This is a genomic window from Dechloromonas sp. CZR5 (assembly GCF_008711155.1).
Classification (GTDB): Bacteria; Pseudomonadota; Gammaproteobacteria; order Burkholderiales; family Rhodocyclaceae; genus Azonexus.
In genome coordinates, this window is the sequence record NZ_VUYQ01000006.1 from 302250 (window position 1) to 321859 (window position 19610).

Below are 19610 nucleotides of genomic sequence, written 5' to 3' on the forward strand. Positions count from 1 at the left end.
AGAGGATGCATCAGAGCCAGTCATTTTGTTTCGATCTTGTCTTTTTTGGAGAAATCAAAACCCATCGAAGCGAAAACACCATCCCAACGAGCCAACGTTGCCTCTTTGCTGCATTCAACTTCGGTAAATCCTCTTCCGCGAATTCCCGCATCCCGACGTAGCGACTCATCGGCAATCATGTCCTCCAGGGCTGCACGCCACTCATCTTGAGTGCAACACGCCAATCTATCCATGCCGACATCTCGCATAGCGCGTTGATAAGCAGGTGTGGCAGAGGTCACCACTGGCATACCCATCCGCCACAACAGCAACAATTTATTTTCAGGTTTACCAACAACAAACGGATCAGTGAGATCTATTGGGATGACAGCCAAATCACAACTCTGAATCACTCGAGAGCATGTTGCCTCATCCCAAATATGAAACCGCACTGAATCAAAAATCTCGCGCGCCAAATCCGAGCTATGCACACGGCCAAAGCGCCCAAGTAAGCGGGGCTGATCTGGATCCGTGACAATGTTGAGCACCAACGGACGACGCCCATGGATATCTCGCAAAACATCCCGAATTTGTTTTAATTGCGAGAGATTGCTAGGCAAACCCTCCCAAACCAAATTAAACGGTTCACCGCAACGGTAGCTCTCCTTGACCGCGTGGACTACCGAACTATGTATATCTAAAACAATGTGCGTGTTTGTGCAGTAGCTTTTAATATCTTTCTGCTGGCCTTGGGTTGTGCAGACCACAGCATCAGCTCGACGACACATATCTTGATAGGCGGCCCATAGACTCCAGCGCAACTTACGATGTCGCCCCGTTGCATACCATAGCCCACCCCGTAACCACTGCTTGAGATTTGTACGAGGGATTGCGAGATACGAGTCAATCAAGTCGAAAACTACTTTCCCGTGAGGATATTGAGCCCAGACGCTGACATCCGCCACCTCACTCAAAACAACCAGATCATAGCGTTCCTCAGGACGAGCCAATTCAAAAGCAAGATTCCGCGCATTTGCATAAGCAACAAAACGACGCCGATCACCCGGCCTATCCAAAGACACACTGTAAGGCACGTAGCCAATACGAACTTTATCAGGCATTACCCGCCCGCCTTATCATTTAACACCACCAGAAAACATCAAGCCCTTGATTTTTTCAATTACGATAGAGCGAGTAAAGGGCAAAACCAACAATATAACTAATAGATCCACAACCGAAGCTAAAAATGCAAAGAACACACTGAACCAAGATGACAAATTTTTTGGAAAAATATAATTGGCCGCAGAAAAAACAACAGCCGTAATCAACGCAGGAATAAATGTGTCAATTACCCACCAGGACCACATCTCATTTTTTAAAAGGCGGCGGTGCATAATTGGTATCTCTACAAAATAATAACCAACATTAATCGCCAGCCAGCACCACCCTCCAACTATAGCCCCATATTTTGGAACAGCAAAAATCAACGTAGGAACGAATAAAAAAAGAAGAAATATATTCTTATAGATCGACAATCGAACCCAACCTGATGCAACTTGCAAAAAATATGGAACCATCATTAGGGTATTAAATAACGTACCCAGCAAGACCCATGGCAGAATCACTATCAAATCAGAAACGAGCTTAGAATTTGAATGAAGCCATAGATTGCTGAATGAGTCTCCAAATGTTAGTAGCGCTCCAACCATTGGCAGAGAAAACGCTGCCACAAGTTGGCTCCAGCGGTGATACTCAATGGACAGATTTTTGTTATCCCCTATTGCACAAAGCCTGGAAAACAACGGAAAGACAGCAGAGCCAGCCGGAAGCGCCACCAAAATCGTGATGGGTGAAACCATGGTAAAGGTCAGCACATATGCAGAAAACTGATCAAGAGGAACATATTTTGAGATGATCCACTTATCAGTCTGCGTAAGTAACGATGACGTTAATCCGATCATCAAGTTACCTAGTGAGAATCTCCAAGTCGACCGCAGAAAACCAACATCAAATCGCGGAGAATTACCAATCGGCATTATCCGCCACAAATCTCGACGAAGCCAAAAAGTCAGCGACAAAAATGTTAATGCTTGCCATATTAATAACAAATTAACACTTGGAAACACCAGCCAAAGAATGGCTGCCGCACCAACCCATTGAAAAGTTGTTATAAAAACCCGAATTTTCGTGGCTAAATCTTGACGATGCAGGCCAGCAAACCCACTCCCATAGAGACTAGTTAGCCACTGACAAGCGATGACTAGACCCATCAACCGTATCGCATCGGTCACTTCCTCGACAGGCAAACTTCCCGAGTGAATCCAATGAGTTGCTAACCATGGCGCGCTACAGACAACGATTGCGCTTACAAAAGCAGCCATTCCTAGCGAAATCATTTCCATGCTGCGCAGTAAGTTGCGCATTCTGTTCGCTGAATCCTGACGCTCTGCCAAACGGCCAAACTCACGCCCAAGTACAGGACTAATACACAAATCAAGAAACGTTAGACTAAGCAACAAGGTGGTGTAAAAACCAACTAATCCATATTCTTCTGGTCCAAGCAATTTCACATATACAGGAACAAAAACAAATTGCAGACCAGCTGACCAGAAACGCCCAACTGCATTCGCGACTGCATTAGAAAAAACAGACAATCTCATTGTATATGCGCTCTTTCACGCCATCGCCGCAGCAAACGCATCGATATCTTCGTAGTAGAAGCAGTTCTCAAGACGTCTAATTGAATCAGTTTGCAAATCCCACTATTTCGAATCAAGTAGTCGAGAATTATTATATTAAGCAAATATGATAGCCAATTACAAATTGGAACATCGCAATACTAAACTGGCGCTCGAAAAGTTGCTGTAAGCCCGGCCCCCCTCCCCATTTTCTGAGAAAATTTCGCGAGTATTGGTGCTACCAAACCCACAAACGCTCCGCGGATATATTTTATTTTTATGAACTCCTCAAAAAAGTGTTGCCACGCACCGACTGCAAGCAAGTCACTAAGCCTGTCATTAGTTTCAAGCTTTTCCGTTACCAAACCAAGTCGATTTACAAGTCGCTCTAGATCATTCGGTGACCAGAAATATAAATGTCTAGGCGCGTCTAAATGCCACCAGTATTTTTGCATTAGTTTTGCCTGCAAACTATCAACGTTGGGTATCGCAATGAGCAATTTCCCGTCTGGTTTGAGGCGCTTTGCCGCTGCCTCCAAGACCTCCCATGGCTTAGGCAAGTGTTCAAGACTGTGCCAAAGTGCAATCACGTCGTAGCGTTTTTCTGAGTCAATGAGCGCAGAACGAGGGTCGTTAGTGTTGGTAACCTTAATACCAACGATGTCACGCAGGAAGTTGGATGCTCCAGCGTTCATTTCTATTACTTCCACGTTGAAGCCTGCATCTTTAGCATTTAGGCTGAATATTCCAATCCATGGACCTATCTCCAACAAATCCCCACCGCATTTATCCAAAACAGGAGCAAGTCGGTAGCGTTCTTTAGCTGCGAGTTCTCGAAGTTGATCAATCGATTCCGGAATGCCTTGGTAGCCGCCCTCATAGTATTGAGCAAGGGCTTCTGGAATTGGGTCGATGAAAACTAGCCCGCAATTCACACACCGGTAGTAACCAAATTCTTCGTCTGAAATATTACGATTTCGATCGTTGGTCGATAACCAAAGAGAAGAGTCAGCCCCACAACAAGGGCATGATGTGCATTGATTCATAATCTTAAAATATATTTAATAGAGCAGAGTTAATAATCAAAAAAAATTCCAACCCCCACAATCCATTATTCAAAAGTCTTACCCCACGCGCTTTCTTCCATTACAAATTTCATTTTTCTATCAGCCAAGCTATAGTTTTCCGTCTGATTATCTTTTATTAGCAAATTTCTTTGCCCCGGCACTCTGAAGGTTTCGCTCTCTATCCATGATTCAATCTCAAACGAGCGCCCATTTTTGCCGACTACAACAGGTCTTAAGCCACGCCGCATCAAATAACTTGTAAAGCCAGCTCGACCGCTTTCTAAGGCGTGTGCATCTCTCTTCGCTCGGGGAAATATACTTTGTGCGGCAAATGCCAAGAATACTTCTCTCCTGACCACGAACGCATTTGAACGTAAATGTGGATTAGGAAATGATGGAAACCGCTTGATCGAGCCAAAATATCGCGGGGGGTAGAGCAACATTCCCGGTCTAAGTAAATGACGAAGGTAAAACTGAGGGACCAACGTACCCCATGAGCCAGTTGCCCCCGCAGCACCAACCCCGGGACTCTCCGCAGCATGAAGCAAAAGCTCAAGCCAACGATCACCATCAATTTTAGTGTGCGTATTAAAAAAGCATAGCCAATCATGTTTTAGATACCAGGCCAATCGGAAATATGCGCCCCAGTCATACCCATCATCTGGCATGGCAATAATGTTTCCAGACATATTGGCAACCAACTTTGTCACTAGGTCTAATTCAGCCCCGCTCTGCCAGCCTTTTGAAATGACGAATAATTCATGCTCCCTACCTGCCGGAAACCTTCGGTATGTTTCAAAAAAGGCCTCTGCAGATGCTCGCCCCCCCCCCAAGCCCCGCGACAAATAAACAACTGCTACCGACATTGCCGTTACTCTTTTCTATAGAGAGTTACAACGCCACCAGCGAATTGCACGATCCAACCCATCCTCAAGTGGAATCGTAGGGTTCCATGAGAGTTCATCATTGAGCCTTCTGACATCTGCGAGTATTACTGGTGGATCTCCAACTGGGACAGCACGGCTTCCCAGCTTCAATAACTCAGGACGGCCAAGTTTTAACGATATTTTATTAACCACATCCTTTATTTTTACAGGCTCACCAGAAGCTATGTTAACAGGCCCTTGCACTTCCGAATCCAGTAAGGCAATAAAGGCAGAAGCCACGTCCTCCACGTGCAAAAAATCTCGCACCTGCTCGCCACTGGAACATAGTGCAGGCTCCCCTATTAGCAGCGAACGAATCACCGATGAAACCAACCGCGAAGGGTGCTCGTAGGAGCCGTAAAGAAAGAATACTCTTCCCCACGCACTACTTAACCCATACTCCCGACTGTACGCTGCAAGCATGCTTTGCAACGAGTTTTTGCAAACGCCATAGACTGTCGCAGGTACCAAAGGGGTCACGCCTTCAGAACACCAGCCATAATCCCAATTATATTCGGCGCACGTTCCCGCCATTACTACACGCTGCCCGCCCTGTGCGGCAAAAGCCTGGAGCAGCGCGAGGCTTGCTTTTACGCATTGAAAATTTTCCGTAGCCGTCCAGTAACGGCCAGGCTCGGCGTACCAAGCCAGATGCAGCAGGTGCGTAGGTTGCACCTCGGCTAGAAGCCTATCGGGCACTCCTTCATCGAACAAATCTGCCTTATGCCACCTCACACCCTGCACTGTTTCGCCACCGGAACGCGACAGCGCATGAACCTCATATCCCGCATCACGCAGAATTGGTAGGCAATGCCTACCAATAAAACCGCTAGCCCCGGTCAGCAAAACTTTTTTCAGGGGAAGTTGGGTCGTCATGCAACTTGCTCCAGGGATTTTTTGATGACCATTGCCAATTCTTGGGGTGACAAGAAATAGTCACTCTTGCCCCCCACTTCATATCGCAATATGAACATCAACAGGCGAGTCAAATGATTGTTAGTCTAGGTACCGCCACTACAAATTTTGCACCGTACTCGGCAAGTTGTGCATTTTGATGTTTGACCTCATCAGCAATGTTCCAAGGCAGGATCACCACATAGTCCGGACGCCTCTCCCCCAATACTGAGGGTAAAAGAATGGGAATGTGACTACCTGGCATGAATTTACCCTGTTTTGCTTCGGCGGCATCACAAACATAAGGCAACAAGTCGGTTTTTATTCCGGCGTAGTTCAATAGGGTATTGCCTTTGGCGGCGGCACCATAGGCAGCCACTTTTTTGCCTGCACGCTTTTGCTCGATAAGGAAAGTCAACAAGTCATCTTTGACCCGATCCGCCTTTAACTGAAAGCCTTGATAGATGGACAGACTTTGCAACCCACGTCGCACCTCCTCGGCTAGTAGTTCAACACAGGCTGGAGTTTCCCGACGCTCATCCTCTGCATGACAACCATAGATACGCAAACTACCCCCATGGGTAGGCAACTCCTCAACATCCCATATGCGCAACCCAGCTGCCTTGAAAATACGTTCTACAGTGTAAAGCGACAGATAAGAAAAATGCTCGTGATAGACGGTATCGAACTGGGTATTTTCGATCAACCGCATGAGGTGTGGAAACTCCAAGGTGATTGTGCCACCAGGTTTCAGAGCAGCTTTAAGACCGCGGGTGAAGTCGTTAATATCAGGAACATGGGCGTAAACATTGTTGCCAGCAATCAGATCAGCCTGCTTTCCGGCCAGAGAGAGTCTCTTAGCGAGCTGCTCGCCAAAAAACTCTCGCGTAACAGGAATACCCAAACTTTCGGCTGCAGTAGCGGTACTGGCCGTAGGTTCAATCCCCAGGCAAGGAATTCCTGCAGCAACGAAGTTCTTGAGGAGATAACCATCGTTAGAGGCCACCTCGATGACCAAGCTGTCTTTAGTTAATTGCAGCAAGCCCGTCATTTTTTCTGCATATTTCGCTGCATGTGCGAGCCAACCACTGGATGTACTAGAAAAGTAAGCGTAGTCAGGGCTAAACAGTTCGTCAGCTTGAGCATAATCTTCAGTCTGTACCAACCAGCACCGATCACAGACTTTGATTTTCAGTGGATAGTATTTCTCCGGCTTGGTAAGGTCTTCGCTTGTCAGATAAGCATTGGATGGAGGAGCAAAGCCGAGATCAAGAAAAGTGTACTCAAGCGGGGCATCACAATGACGGCATTTCACAAAATCACTCCTTTGAATTGATTGTCCAGCATGGGATGCTGTGCATCTCTAGCAGAAAGTTCGGCAATGGCCAAAGGCCAACCTATAGAAAGTTGGGGATCCTCCGCATTAAGTCCAGCTTCGAATTCCGCCGAGTAAGCCGCTGAATGCAGATAGAGAAGTTCACAATTGTCTGAAAGCGTCTGAAAACCATGAGCGAAGCCTTCCGGGATCAACAGCGCTCGATGATTGGATGAGGAAAGTGTTTCAGCATGCCACTTGAGAAATGTTGGCGACCCTACGCGGAGATCGACAGCCACATCCCAAATTTCGCCCTGCAAACATGTGACAAGCTTCATCTCGGCATGTGGCTGTTTCTGAAAATGCATGCCTCTTATCGTGCCACGACGTTGAGTGAAAGTTTGATTTACCTGAATGATTGGTTTAGACCAACCTGCAGCAGCGAGCTCTTCAGCACAAAACAGGCGCGATAGAAAACCTCGACTATCCCCCATTAGCTGACGTTCAACTACTTTCAAACCGTCAATAGGCGTATCAAGAACAATAAAACGACTCATGCCATTTACCCCGGCATATATGCTTTTTCATAGGCCGCAATATCCGAGAGACACAACGCCATCGCGTCAGCACCTTCGCGCATTTGCCGATACCATGAAATTGTTCGTTGCACCGATTCAGCCAGGGGCCAGCGCGCCTTAACCCCCAATAATGTACGAGCTTTTGCGATCTCAAGCGCTAGCCACCCAGCCTCATGAGGCCCTTCCGTACCATCCCCCCAAGAAACATCTCCTGTCCCATAGGCAACCTGTGCGAGTTGAATCACTTCACGTACGCTTGCCGCCTCGTTAGTTTCCGGGCCAAAGTTATAAGCACCGGCCAAACCAGGCCTCTCCCAAAGTTGCTGGGCAAGTTGTATATAACCAGAAAGAGGCTCTAATACGTGCTGCCATGGCCGGATAGCTTGTGGACGACGAATTTGCAAAGGCCGCCCTAAATTCCAAGCACGAATAGCATCAGGAATCAGGCGATCTTCCGACCAATCGCCACCACCGATCACATTACCTGCACGAGCAGAAGCTATCGCGATATTCCTTTCAGCAAGATAGGAATCACGGTAGCTAGCGATAATTATTTCTGCAGCAGCCTTGCTAGCACTGTATGGATCATGACCGCCAAGTGTATCGGTTTCACGGTACGGATAAGATTGCTCGATATTTTTGTATACCTTGTCGGTAGTAACTACAACGACAGCCTTAACCGAATCAACCGAGCGCAAAGCATCAAGTACGTTTGCTGTCCCCTGAACATTCGTAGCGAATGTCGTCAGTGGCTCACGGTAGCTGGCGCGAACCAATGCTTGAGCTGCCAGATGAAATACAATTTCCGGCTGTGCTTTATTGATCAGGGGCGCCAAAGAGTCGGTATCACAAATATCACAAAAATTACTATCCGTGATCTGATGAATCCCAAGCAGTGTATATAAATTAGGCTCAGTAGCTGGAGCTAGGCTAACCCCAGTAACTTTCGCCCCCAGCCGGTGTAACCATAAGGCCATCCAAGCCCCTTTAAACCCTGTATGGCCGGTAAGTAGAACGCGCTTGCCACGCCAAAATTCCTCTGTCATTGCCAGACTTTCCATGGTGCCCTGCCATTGGCCCACAATTCTTCAAGATGTACCTTGTCGCGTAACGTATCCATTGGTTGCCAAAAGCCCTCATGCATAAAGGCATTCAGTTGCCCTTCTTTAGCCAACCTTTCAAGAGGCTCACGCTCCCAGACAGTATTATCATCCTCAATTAGCCGAATAACTTCTGGCGACAATACAAAGAATCCTCCATTAATCATTGCACCATCACCTTTAGGCTTTTCTTTGAAGTTACGAATCTTGCACCCATCAAAATCAAGTGCGCCAAAACGCCCAGGAGGCAGAGTCGCTGTAAGTGTTGCCAACAACTTCTGTGACTTATGAAATGCGATAAGCTCGCCAATGTTAACATCACTAACACCATCTCCATAGGTGAAGCAAAATGCTTCCTCTCCTTTCAGGTATGGCGCAACCCGTTTCAAACGCCCCCCTGTCATGGTTTCATCACCGGTATCTACAAGAGTCACTCTCCAAGGTTCTGCTTTTTGATGGAGAACCTCCATGCGGTTGTTCGCCATGTCAAAAGTAACATCAGACATATGCAGAAAGTAGTTTGCAAAATACTCCTTGATTACGTATCCCTTATAACCACAGCAAATCACGAAATCGTTAATCCCATAATGGGAATAAATTTTCATGATATGCCAGAGTATTGGTTTTCCACCAATTTCAATCATCGGCTTGGGTTTAAGATGGGTTTCCTCTGATATTCTGGTTCCTAATCCACCCGCAAGAATGACAGCTTTCATTATGTATCCTTAATAAATAAAATTCGTTAACTTGAATACTTACTATGTAGTGATGATTACCAGAAGCCAATACTTACAACTGCATACTTAAGATAAAAATCCAAGCGGGTTATTGCCTTGCCAGCGCCACGTATCCGCACACATGGCATCAAGACCACGCTCAGCCCGCCACCCCAGCAAGGCAGCAGCAAAAGCGGGATCGGCATAGCACAACGCCACATCGCCGGGACGACGCGGCGCCAATTCGTAGCGAACGGGATTGCCGCTTGCCCCTTCAAATGCCTTGATGACATCCAGAACGCTGTAACCGATCCCCGTACCCAGATTCACTTCGAAGCACTGAGGTTCCTTCAATCGCCCCAAGGCTTTGAGGTGACCCAATGCCAGATCGACAACATGGATATAGTCACGCACTCCGGTACCATCTGCCGTCGGGTAATCGCTGCCCCACACCTTGAGGCAATCCCGGCGACCAATGGCCACCTGAGCGACAAATGGCATCAGATTATTGGGAATACCCTGAGGATCTTCGCCGATCAGACCGCTTTCATGCGCACCTACCGGATTGAAGTAGCGAAGGATGGCTATTTTCCAGCTTGAATCCGAACGATGCAGATCACGTAGCATCTCCTCGGTGACTAGCTTGGTCCTTCCATAAGGATTGGTGGCCGATAGCGGATGGTCTTCGGTCAACGGCAGGAATTGTGGCTCGCCATAGACCGTTGCCGACGAACTGAAAACCAAGGTCTTGACCCCGCAGTTACCCATGGCCTGTAGCAAGCGGTGCGTTCCAATGACATTGTTGTCATAGTATTCGAGTGGTTTTTCGAGCGATTCGCCCACTGCCTTGAGCCCGGCAAAGTGGATAACTGCCGTGCAACCGAAGCCACGAATCGCTTCCTCCAACGCATCCTGATCGCGAATATCGCCTTTGACAATATTGAGTTTGCGACCTGATATCCGCTCCACACGCACCAAAGCTTCAGGATGGCTATTGCTGAAATTGTCGAACACCACCAGTTCGTGCCCAGCATTGAGCAGTTCGACACAAGTATGCGATCCGATATAACCAGCCCCACCCGTGACAAGAATCATGGAGTCTCCTCAGTCTTCCCTGATACGCAAAAAGCTGGCAAACCTCGGCAACCCGGTGTTCGTCAATTCACGATAGCGATAAGTCACCCAAGTCCCTTTCTGTGGCGGATTGCGACGCACTTCGTCCGTAAACCCGGTACCCAGCAGAAAAGTCTTGCCCTCCGGCGTCCGCACCAGCAGCGCGCCCAGGCTACCCGTATGTCGCCCTTTTCCCGGACGATACCCAATGACTTCGGCCTCTGCATCAAGCCAAGGTTTCAGCTTGAGCAACGTATCACTGCGGCCGGTTTCGTAAACAGCGTCGGCACGGTGCAACATCAACCCCTCGCCCCCCGCGGCAACGACCGCCGCAAGGCGCTGTCGCAAGCTCGTGTCGTCAGCCACCGAAAACTGCTTGACTGGCTGCAACCAAGCAACATTTGCCTGGCGGACCAGCTGACTGATCTGATCGGCACGCTCGCGAAATGGTCCTGAGGCTCCGGGCAACTCAAAAATCATGTAACGCACCTGGCTCCATTCGTCGTCGACCGGGATTTCCTTGCGGACTGCGCCAGAAAGTTGCGCGAAGCGGCCGCGCCCCATCCACAACTCACCATCCAATGCTTGCAGCGGCAACCCGGCAATAAACCAGGCCGGAGCATGAATAGGCTTGCCGCTGCGAAAACGCAAGGACTTCCCATCCCACACAGCCCGTACACCATCCAGCTTTTCGCTGACCAGATAGCGCGTCACATCAATCTGGGCGCGATAGACGTTCGCCAGCAAAATATCCGGTGCCACATCAGTAGCCACAGCAACCGGAGCTACCAGCGCCAGTCCCAGCATCAGTGCACGCAGCAAACCTGACATCAGCCTTCGCCTGCCCAATTTCTCCGCGCCTGACGGGCGATACCGAAGATTTCCTCGAGACGCTCCCCATCGTTTTGCGATAGCGCACTGCGCAATCCATCAAGCTGCGCACGGTAACTGTCCAGTTCGCCCAACAAGGCCTCACGGTTGGCCAGACAGATGTCCCGCCACATTTCCGGATGACTGGCGGCAATCCGGGTGAAATCGCGGAAACCAGAGGCGGCAAACGTAAAGAAAAGATCGGCATCGTCGCGGACGGCGAGATCATGGACCAGCGCAAACGACAGCAGATGCGGCAGATGGCTGACGGCGGCGAAGACACGGTCGTGCATTTCCGGCGTCAATTCGTAGATATCGGCACCGCACAGCGCCCAGGCGCGTTTGACGCGATCAAGACGCTCGTCGTTGTTCTCCGGCAAGGAAGTCACGACGACTTTCTTGCCCTGATACAAATCCCAGCGCGCAGCCGCCGGGCCGCTGTTCTCGGCGCCAGCGATGGGGTGGGCCGGCACGAACTTGCCGATATGCCCCTTGAACGCCGCACGCGCCGCAGCAACGACATCGCCCTTGGTCGAACCGCCGTCGGTCACGATGGTGTTCGGGCCGATATACGGTGCGATACGTTCGAAGATTTCCGGCATCTGGGCAACCGGCGTCGCCACGAGGACGATGTCGGCATCGCCAATTTCATGCGCCGGATTGATCCCGGCCCGATCGATGACGCCCAGTTCCTGCGCCTTGCGCAAGGTAGCCGGCGTTCGCCCGAAACCGACCACCTCCTCGACCGCCCCCGCCTCCTTGAGACCAAGCGCGAATGAGCCGCCGATCAGGCCCGTCCCAAAGATGACGACCTTGCCGAACTCGGGCAAACCGGCTTCCATTTACAGCGCCTTTTCCAAGGCCTCAATGAAACGCGCGTTCTCTCGCTCGGTGCCAATCGTCACGCGCAGCCACTCCGGCAGGCCGTAGCCGCCAATCGGCCGGACGATGACACCCTGCTTGAGCAGCTTCTGGTTGACCGCCGCACCATCGCCGGCCCGGAAGGTCACGAAATTGCCGTAAGACGGGATGTATTCCAGCTTCAGGCGTTCCAGCGCAGCGACGATCTGCACCATGCCATATCGATTCAACTCGTAGCTGGCGTTGAGGAAGTCATGGTCGTCCAGGGCTGCCAGCGCCCCGGCCAGCGCCAGGTTGTTGACATTGAACGGCTGGCGAACCCGGTTCATCAGGTCAGCCACCTCCACCGAGGCCAGCGCATAACCGACACGCAGGCCGGCGAGGCCGTAGATCTTCGAGAAGGTACGGCAGATGACCAGATTCGGGAACTCCTTCAACCAGCCGGCCGTATCGACTCGCTCGGCAGGCGGAATGTATTCGTTGTAGGCCTCGTCGAGCACGACGATGACCTCCTTCGGCACGCTCTCCAGGAAAGCGCGCACGTCGGCGTACGGCAGGAAATTACCGGTCGGGTTGTTCGGGTTGGCAATCCACACGATACGCGTATCCGGCCGGATGGCCGCACGCATAGCGGCGAGATCGTGGCCGTAGTTCTTCGCTGGCGTGGCGATGAGTTCGGCACCGGTAGACAGCGTCGCCAACGGATACACGGCGAAGGCATGTTGCGCGAAAACCGCCGAACGTCCCGGCGCAAGAAAGACGCGCGCAATCAGATCGAGCACGTCGTTCGAACCGTTACCGAGAACCACCTGGCTCTGGGCGACGCCGACACGCCCGGCCACCTTGGCAATCAGGTCGAACTGATCCGGGTAGCGCTCGACGCCGCTGATCGCTTTTTCAACCGCCGCACGTGCCTTCGGACTCATGCCGAGCGGATTTTCATTGGAAGCCAGCTTGACGATGCTGTCGACTGGAATCCCCATCTCGCGGGCGAGTTCGGTGATCGGCTTGCCAGGCTGGTAGGGCGAGATGGCACGGACGTAGGAAAGGGCTTGCTCGGCAAGGCTCATGACACGATCCTCAATAGACGGCAACCGGGTAGGACCCGAGTGTTTTCAGATAGGCCGCAGACCCGGCCAGTTTCTCCAATGCGGCACTGACCGCCGGGTCATTGCGATGCCCTTCGATATCGACGTAAAAAACATACTCCCACAGGGCATTGCGCGCCGGACGCGACTCCAGGCGACACATCGACACGCCGGCCGACGACAGGGGCAGCAGCAATTCATGCAGCGCGCCGGTCCGGTTCGGCGCCGACATGATCAGCGACGTCTTGTCGCGCCCGGAGGGGCCGGCATCGTGCTTGCCGAGCACCAAGAAGCGCGTCGTGTTGTTCGGCTCGTCCTCGATGTTCTCGACCAGCTTGGGCAAGTCGTAACGCTCCGCGGCCGCCTCGCCGGCGATGGCCGCGACACCGGATTCCTCTGCAGCCTTCTGGGCCGCCTGGGCATTGCTGCCCACGGAAATGCGCTGCGCATGCGGCAGAATGCGGTTCAGCCATTCGTGGCACTGGGCCAGCGACTGGGCATGTGAATAGACCTTGGTGATCCGGCTCAAATCGGTTTCACGGGTCAGGAGGTTCTGGTGGATACGCAGCACCACCTCGCCACAAATCTTCAGCGAAGACTGCAGCAACAGATCCATCGTCCGCCCAACCGCGCCCTCGGTCGAATTTTCGACCGGTACCACAGCATAGTGGGCATGCCCGGACTCCACCTCGCGGAAAACATCGTCGATCGAGCTTTGCGGCAGCAAACGGCCGGCATGGCCGAAGTGCTTGGTGGCTGCCGATTCGGAGAAGGTGCCGAGCGGCCCCAGGAAAGCGATGCCGAGCGGCTGTTCGAGCGACAGACAAGCCGACATGACCTCGCGAAAGAAGAAGGTGATGTTCTCGTTGAGCAGCGGCCCGGCATTCGTATCCTGCAGGCGACGCAATACTTGGGCCTCGCGCTCGGGACGATAGATGAAGCCGGCCTCGCCGAATTCAGCCTTGATCTCGCCCACCTTCTGGGCGCAGCGTGCCCGATCGTTCAGCAGCTTGAGCAACTCGCCGTCGATACGGTCAATATCGGCACGCACACCGGCGAGCGCCTTCTGGAGATCGTTCTGGGGTTGATCGCTCATGCGCTTACCCGTTGCGTTTGGCAAAATCGTTCATGAAGTCGACCAGCGCCTGCACCCCGGCCAGCGGGACGGCATTGTAGATCGAGGCGCGCATGCCGCCCACCGACTTGTGGCCCTTCAGCGAAAGCAGTCCGGCCGCCTTGGACTCGGCCAGGAAGGCGGCATCGAGTTCGGCGTTGGCCAGCACGAACGGAACGTTCATTGCCGAGCGGCAATCCGGATCGACCGGATTGGTGTAGAAACCGCCGGACTGGTCGATGCACTCATACAGGATGCGCGCTTTCTCGTCGTTGACCGCCGCCATTCCCTCAAGCCCGCCTTGCCGCTTCAGCCACTGGAAAACCAGACCGGCGATGTAGATGGCGTAGGTCGGCGGCGTATTGAGCATCGAGCCATTCTCGGCCATCACGGCGTAATCCATCACGGTCGGGATGGTCAGCGGCGCCATGCCGAGCAGGTCGCGATGCACGATGACCAGCGTCAGGCCGGAAGGACCGATGTTCTTCTGCGCGCCGGCATAGATCAGGCCGAATTTCTCGACATTGACCGGTCGCGACAGGATATGCGACGACATGTCGGCCACCAGCGGCACGCCCGTATCGGCAATGCGCTGTGCCGGTATTTCAACGCCATGGATCGTCTCGTTGGTGCAGACGTGCAGATAGGCGGCAAATGGATCGAGCTGGATTTCGTTGGCGAACGGCAGGCGGGTGAAATTGCTCGCTTCGGTCGTCGCCGCGCAGCGGACGTTGCCGATACGTTGCGCTTCCTTGAATGCCTTCTTCGACCACGAACCCGTCACGATGTAGTCGGCCGAACGGCCGGCCAGCAGATTCATCGGAATCTGCGCAAACTGTTGCGTCGCACCGCCCTGCAGGAAGAGCACCTTGTACTGCTCCGGAATCCCCATCAGCTCGCGCAGATCGGCCTCGGCCTGCTCGAGGATGGACATGAATTCCTTGCCGCGATGGCTCATCTCCATCACGCTGCAACCGGCTCCACGCCAGTCAAGCAATTCTTCCTGCGCCTGCCGGAGGACTTCTTCAGGAAGTGCAGCCGGGCCGGCACTGAAATTCCAGATACGGCTCATCAGGCCTCTCCACCTTCGTTGTTGTCGGCGGGCTGCTCACCCGGCGCCGCATCCGCATCGACGGCCTCCGTGGCGGCAACAGCGCCGTCCGCTTCTGTCTCGGCTTCCGCCTCGACCACCGATTCCGCAACCTTTTCCAGTCCGGCCAGTTTCTCGCCTTCGTCCAGCGAAATCAAGGTCACGCCCTGTGTCGCCCGGCCCATGCCGCGGATTTCCGAGACACGGGTACGGATCAGCACGCCACCGGTGGTGATCAGCATCACCTCGTCGCTATCGTCGACCAGCTTGGCGCCGATGACTATGCCGTTGCGCTCGGAGTCGGCAATCGCCTTGACACCCTGCGTACCGCGACCGGAATGGCGGAAGTCGGCCAGCACGGTACGCTTGCCGAAGCCGTTCTCGGTGGCGACCAGCACGGTCTGCTGATCGCTCTCCGCCACCAGCAGGGAAATGACCGTCTGCCCCGGCTGCAGCTTCATGCCGCGCACGCCGCGGGCGCCACGGCCCATCGGGCGGACATCTTCTTCGTCGAACCACACGGCCTTGCCGGCGTCGGAAACGAGCACGATGTCGCTCTGGCCGGTGGTCAGCTCGACGCCGATCAGGTAGTCGTCATCCAGCAGGTCGACCGCGATGATGCCGGCCTTGCGCGGGTTCGAGAAATCGGACAGCGGCGTCTTCTTGACCGTACCGTCGCGGGTGGCCATGAAGATGAACTTGTCGTCGACGAATTCCTTGACCGGCAGCACGGCGTTGATACGCTCGCCCTCTTCCAGCGGGAAGAGATTGACGATCGGCTTGCCACGGCTGTTGCGGCTGCCCTGCGGCGCTTCGTAAACCTTCAGCCAATAGCAGCGGCCGCGATTGGAGAAGCACAGGATGTAATCGTGCGTATTGGCGACGAACAGGTGATCGACGAAATCCTCGTCCTTGATCGCCGCCGCCTGCTTGCCGCGCCCGCCGCGCTTCTGGGCACGGTAGTCGGCCAGCGGCTGGGCCTTGACGTAGCCGCCATGCGACAGGGTCACCACCATGTCCTGCGGCGTGATCAGATCCTCGATACCGAGTTCCTGCGTGTGCAGGACGATCTCGGACTTGCGCTCGTCGCCGTACTGCTCGTTGATTTCATTGAGCTCGGTGACGATGATCGCCGTGATGCGTTCGGGCTTGGCCAGAATGTCGAGCAGGTCGACGATCTTGTCCATGATTTCCTTGTACTCGCCGACGATCTTGTCCTGCTCCAGACCGGTCAGACGCTGCAAACGCAGCTCCAGGATCGCCTGCGCCTGGGCGTCGGACAAACGATAACCCTGGGCCGACAACCCGAATTCCGGCAGCAGCCCTTCCGGACGCGAGGCGTCGGACGACGCGCGCAGCAGCATTTCCTCCACCACCGGGCTGCGCCAGTCGCGTGCCATCAGGCTGCGCTTGGCATCCGGCGGCGTCGGCGCCGCCTTGATCAGGGCGATGATTTCATCGACGTTGGACAGCGCGACGGCCAGACCTTCGAGGATGTGGCCGCGTTCGCGCGCCTTGCGCAGTTCGAACACGGTACGCCGGGTGACCACCTCGCGGCGGTGCGACAGGAAGCACTCCAGCGCCATCTTGAGGTTCAGCAGGCGCGGCTGGCCGTCGACCAGCGCCACCATGTTCATGCCGAAGGTGTCCTGCAACTGGGTCTGCTTGTACAGGTTGTTGAGGATGACCTCGCCAACCTCGCCGCGCTTCAGCTCGATGACGATGCGCATGCCCGACTTGTCGGACTCGTCGCGGATGTCGGAGATGCCTTCGATCTTCTTCTCGTTGACCAACTCGGCGATCTTCTCGATCAGCGACTTCTTGTTCACCTGGTAGGGAATCTCGTCGACGATCAACGCCTGGCGGTCGCCCCTGCCGATATCCTCGAAGTGCGTCCGGGCGCGCATCACGACACGGCCGCGACCGGTCTTGTAACCTTCGCGGACACCCATCACGCCGTAGATCAAGCCGGCTGTCGGGAAGTCCGGCGCCGGGATCAACTCGATCAGGTCATCGATGGAAATCGCCGGGTTTTCCAACAAGGCTAGGCAGCCGCGCACCACTTCGCGCAGGTTGTGCGGCGGAACGTTGGTCGCCATACCGACCGCAATACCGGCCGAGCCGTTGATCAGCAGGTTCGGAATGCGCGTCGGCAAAACAGACGGTTCCAGTTCCTTGCCATCGTAGTTCGGCTCGAAGTCGACCGTTTCCTTGTCGATATCGGCCGTCAGGTCGGACGAAATGCGCTCCAGGCGGCACTCCGTGTAACGCATGGCCGCCGCATTGTCGCCGTCGATGGAACCGAAGTTGCCCTGACCATCAACCAGTGTGTAGCGCAGCGAGAAATCCTGCGCCATGCGGACCAGCGTATCGTAGATCGCCGAATCGCCGTGCGGGTGGTACTTACCCATGACCTCGCCGACGACGCGGGCACATTTGACGAAGGGACGGTTCCACACGTTGTTCGTCTCGTGCATGGCGTACAGCACGCGGCGATGCACCGGCTTCAGGCCGTCGCGCGCGTCCGGCAGCGCCCGGCCGACGATCACGCTCATCGCGTAATCGAGATAGGAACGCCGCATCTCGTCTTCGAGGCTGATCGGCAATGTTTCTTTGGCGAATTGGTCCATGTCTCACATCCGCACCGCCTGAGCGGCACTTTGTTGGTTGAATCGAGCGTAATTTGCTATTTTAACACGCCCCCTTCACTGCACAGACGCCGTTTTTCATGACAACAACACCCGAAAAGATCGATCTGCTGATCGAGCCCCGCTGGATCGCCACCGTCGATTCGGACAGCATCCTGAGCAACCATGCCGTCGCAGTCCACCAAGACAAGATTCTTGCCATTTTGCCGACCCGCGAAGCCCGTATCCGCTACGCACCGCTATCGCACACCAAGCTTGACGACCACATCCTGATCCCCGGCCTGATCAATCTGCACACCCATGCCGCGATGACCCTGATGCGAGGCATCGCCGACGACCTGCCGCTGATGGAGTGGCTGCAGAAACACATCTGGCCGACCGAAGGCGCCCACCTCTCGCCGCAGTTCGTCTATGACGGAACCCGCCTGGCCTGCGCCGAAATGCTGAAAGGTGGCATCACCTGCTTCAACGACATGTATTTCTATCCGGACGCCGCCGCCAGTGCTGCCACAGAAATCGGCATGCGCGCAACGCTGGGTATCACCACACTGGAATTTCCCACCCCTTACGCCAGCGATGCCACCGACTACATCAACAAGGGGCTGGCCGTTCGCCAGAAATGGCTGAACGAGCCGCTGATCAATTTCTGCCTGGCGCCGCACGCACCGTATACGGTGTCCGACACCAGTTTCGAACGCACCCTGACACTCTCCGAACAGCTCAACCTGCCGATCCACTGCCACGTTCACGAGACAACGCAGGAAATCGACGACAGCCTCCGTCAGCATGGCATGCGACCACTACAGCGCCTGCACAAACTCGGCCTGCTCGGCCCGGGCCTGATCGGCGTACACGCCGTCCACCTGAACGACGACGACCTTGAACTGCTGGCCGCGACCAGCAGCAACATCGCCCACTGCCCCACCTCCAACCTGAAACTGGCCAGCGGATTCGCCCCCGTGGCAAAAATGCGACAAATGGGCATCAATGTCGGCCTCGGCACCGACGGCGCCGCCAGCAACAACCGCCTCGACATGCTCGGGGAAATGCGCCTCGCCTCACTGCTCGCAAAAGGCGTCAGCGGCAACACCCAAACCCTCCCGGCACGAGAAGTCCTGCACATGGCGACGCTCGGCGCCGCCCAGGCGCTCGGCATGGCCGACAGGATCGGATCGATCGCGCCGGGAAAGCAGGCCGATCTTTGTGCCATCGATCTCGGATCGACAGAAACCCGCCCCTGCTTCGACCCGGTATCGCACGTAGTCAACGTTGCAGGGCGGGAGCACGTTACACACGTATGGGTAGCCGGAAAGTGTTGCGTAGACAACAAAACTTTACGGAAATCCAAGCAAAATGACTTGGAATCTGCGTTGGCGCTATGGCAGAATAGTTTGGAATTCCGCCAACAGCCATGATTTGGTTGTCGTACGGGTTAAGAATTTCCGAAATTTTCTTCAACGAGGGAAAAAATGATCAAAAACATCGCCAAGAAGTCCCTGGTTCTGGCCCTGCTGGCCGGTATCGGTTTCTCCGCTGTTGCGCAAGAGCGCGTTTACCTGATCGACCAGCGTGA

General features: G+C 54.0%; 17 protein-coding genes. 1 reads left to right on the forward strand and 16 read right to left on the reverse strand.

Annotation, left to right across the window (positions count from 1 at the left end; all coding sequences use genetic code 11):
- Positions 1–20: 20 nt before the first annotated feature.
- The 16 genes from F1002_RS16665 to gyrA all read right to left on the reverse strand — a co-directional run bounded on the left by F1002_RS16665 (position 21) and on the right by gyrA (position 18019).
- Complete coding sequence (locus tag F1002_RS16665; protein ID WP_150430166.1) at positions 21–1100, reverse strand: glycosyltransferase family 4 protein; 1080 nt, start codon at positions 1098–1100, stop codon at positions 21–23.
- 15 nt (positions 1101–1115) lie between these two features.
- The gene (locus F1002_RS16670) at positions 1116–2639 is read right to left on the reverse strand and encodes a lipopolysaccharide biosynthesis protein (protein ID WP_150430167.1); all 1524 of its coding nucleotides are present in this window, start codon (positions 2637–2639) and stop codon (positions 1116–1118) included.
- Positions 2640–2818: 179 nt separating this feature from the next.
- Positions 2819–3703, reverse strand: coding sequence for a class I SAM-dependent methyltransferase (locus tag F1002_RS16675; protein WP_150430168.1), 885 nt, complete (start codon positions 3701–3703; stop codon positions 2819–2821).
- A 65-nt stretch (positions 3704–3768) separates the two neighbouring features.
- Positions 3769–4590 carry a hypothetical protein gene (locus F1002_RS16680; protein ID WP_150430169.1) on the reverse strand — a complete coding sequence of 274 codons (822 nt, stop codon included), beginning with the start codon at positions 4588–4590 and terminating at the stop codon, positions 3769–3771.
- A 15-nt stretch (positions 4591–4605) separates the two neighbouring features.
- A complete protein-coding gene (locus tag F1002_RS16685) occupies positions 4606–5526 on the reverse strand; it encodes an NAD(P)-dependent oxidoreductase (RefSeq protein WP_223879644.1) in 921 nt (306 codons plus the stop codon).
- A 109-nt stretch (positions 5527–5635) separates the two neighbouring features.
- Complete coding sequence (locus F1002_RS16690; protein WP_150430170.1) at positions 5636–6859, reverse strand: class I SAM-dependent methyltransferase; 1224 nt, start codon at positions 6857–6859, stop codon at positions 5636–5638.
- Positions 6856–7416: a dTDP-4-dehydrorhamnose 3,5-epimerase gene (gene rfbC, locus F1002_RS16695; RefSeq protein WP_150430171.1), complete on the reverse strand. Its 561-nt coding sequence runs from the start codon at positions 7414–7416 to the stop codon at positions 6856–6858. Before rfbC ends, F1002_RS16690 begins: the two co-directional genes overlap by 4 nt.
- Positions 7417–7421: 5 nt before the next feature.
- Positions 7422–8498: a CDP-glucose 4,6-dehydratase gene (gene rfbG, locus F1002_RS16700; protein ID WP_150430172.1), complete on the reverse strand. Its 1077-nt coding sequence runs from the start codon at positions 8496–8498 to the stop codon at positions 7422–7424.
- Positions 8480–9253, reverse strand: coding sequence for a glucose-1-phosphate cytidylyltransferase (rfbF, locus tag F1002_RS16705; RefSeq protein WP_150430173.1), 774 nt, complete (start codon positions 9251–9253; stop codon positions 8480–8482). The genes rfbG and rfbF overlap by 19 nt, the downstream gene beginning before the upstream one ends.
- An 87-nt stretch (positions 9254–9340) precedes the next feature.
- The gene (gene galE / locus F1002_RS16710; RefSeq protein WP_150430174.1) at positions 9341–10348 is read right to left on the reverse strand and encodes a UDP-glucose 4-epimerase GalE; all 1008 of its coding nucleotides are present in this window, start codon (positions 10346–10348) and stop codon (positions 9341–9343) included.
- A 9-nt stretch (positions 10349–10357) separates the two neighbouring features.
- Positions 10358–11197: a DNA ligase gene (locus F1002_RS16715; RefSeq protein ID WP_150430175.1), complete on the reverse strand. Its 840-nt coding sequence runs from the start codon at positions 11195–11197 to the stop codon at positions 10358–10360.
- Positions 11197–12078, reverse strand: a complete 882-nt coding sequence (locus F1002_RS16720; protein WP_191090445.1) for a prephenate dehydrogenase/arogenate dehydrogenase family protein — start codon at positions 12076–12078, stop codon at positions 11197–11199. Before F1002_RS16720 ends, F1002_RS16715 begins: the two co-directional genes overlap by 1 nt.
- Positions 12079–13167 (reverse strand): histidinol-phosphate transaminase, encoded by a 1089-nt coding sequence (gene hisC, locus F1002_RS16725; RefSeq protein WP_150430176.1) that lies wholly within the window; start codon positions 13165–13167, stop codon positions 12079–12081.
- Between the two features lie 10 nt (positions 13168–13177).
- Positions 13178–14281 (reverse strand): prephenate dehydratase, encoded by a 1104-nt coding sequence (pheA, locus tag F1002_RS16730; RefSeq protein ID WP_150430177.1) that lies wholly within the window; start codon positions 14279–14281, stop codon positions 13178–13180.
- A gap of 4 nt (positions 14282–14285) precedes the next feature.
- Positions 14286–15371 (reverse strand): 3-phosphoserine/phosphohydroxythreonine transaminase, encoded by a 1086-nt coding sequence (gene serC / locus F1002_RS16735; RefSeq protein ID WP_150430178.1) that lies wholly within the window; start codon positions 15369–15371, stop codon positions 14286–14288.
- Positions 15371–18019, reverse strand: a complete 2649-nt coding sequence (gene gyrA / locus F1002_RS16740; protein ID WP_150430179.1) for a DNA gyrase subunit A — start codon at positions 18017–18019, stop codon at positions 15371–15373. Before gyrA ends, serC begins: the two co-directional genes overlap by 1 nt.
- A 98-nt stretch (positions 18020–18117) precedes the next feature.
- Here gyrA and F1002_RS16745 point away from each other — a divergent pair, with 98 nt between their 5' ends.
- Positions 18118–19452 (forward strand): TRZ/ATZ family hydrolase, encoded by a 1335-nt coding sequence (locus tag F1002_RS16745; protein WP_150430180.1) that lies wholly within the window; start codon positions 18118–18120, stop codon positions 19450–19452.
- Positions 19453–19610 lie beyond the last annotated feature (158 nt).

Coding starts and splice junctions, on each gene's coding strand:
- F1002_RS16680 (WP_150430169.1), bottom strand. CDS start 4,590: ATGTCGGTAGCAGTTGTTTATTTGTCGCGGGGCTTGGGGGGGGGGCGA.
- gyrA (WP_150430179.1), bottom strand. CDS start 18,019: ATGGACCAATTCGCCAAAGAAACATTGCCGATCAGCCTCGAAGACGAG.
- F1002_RS16665 (WP_150430166.1), bottom strand. CDS start 1,100: ATGCCTGATAAAGTTCGTATTGGCTACGTGCCTTACAGTGTGTCTTTG.
- rfbC (WP_150430171.1), bottom strand. CDS start 7,416: ATGAGTCGTTTTATTGTTCTTGATACGCCTATTGACGGTTTGAAAGTA.
- galE (WP_150430174.1), bottom strand. CDS start 10,348: ATGATTCTTGTCACGGGTGGGGCTGGTTATATCGGATCGCATACTTGT.
- F1002_RS16745 (WP_150430180.1), top strand. CDS start 18,118: ATGACAACAACACCCGAAAAGATCGATCTGCTGATCGAGCCCCGCTGG.
- serC (WP_150430178.1), bottom strand. CDS start 15,371: ATGAGCCGTATCTGGAATTTCAGTGCCGGCCCGGCTGCACTTCCTGAA.
- hisC (WP_150430176.1), bottom strand. CDS start 13,167: ATGAGCCTTGCCGAGCAAGCCCTTTCCTACGTCCGTGCCATCTCGCCC.
- F1002_RS16720 (WP_191090445.1), bottom strand. CDS start 12,078: ATGGAAGCCGGTTTGCCCGAGTTCGGCAAGGTCGTCATCTTTGGGACG.
- pheA (WP_150430177.1), bottom strand. CDS start 14,281: ATGAGCGATCAACCCCAGAACGATCTCCAGAAGGCGCTCGCCGGTGTG.
- F1002_RS16685 (WP_223879644.1), bottom strand. CDS start 5,526: ATGACGACCCAACTTCCCCTGAAAAAAGTTTTGCTGACCGGGGCTAGC.
- F1002_RS16715 (WP_150430175.1), bottom strand. CDS start 11,197: ATGTCAGGTTTGCTGCGTGCACTGATGCTGGGACTGGCGCTGGTAGCT.
- F1002_RS16670 (WP_150430167.1), bottom strand. CDS start 2,639: ATGAGATTGTCTGTTTTTTCTAATGCAGTCGCGAATGCAGTTGGGCGT.
- rfbG (WP_150430172.1), bottom strand. CDS start 8,498: ATGGAAAGTCTGGCAATGACAGAGGAATTTTGGCGTGGCAAGCGCGTT.
- rfbF (WP_150430173.1), bottom strand. CDS start 9,253: ATGAAAGCTGTCATTCTTGCGGGTGGATTAGGAACCAGAATATCAGAG.
- F1002_RS16675 (WP_150430168.1), bottom strand. CDS start 3,703: ATGAATCAATGCACATCATGCCCTTGTTGTGGGGCTGACTCTTCTCTT.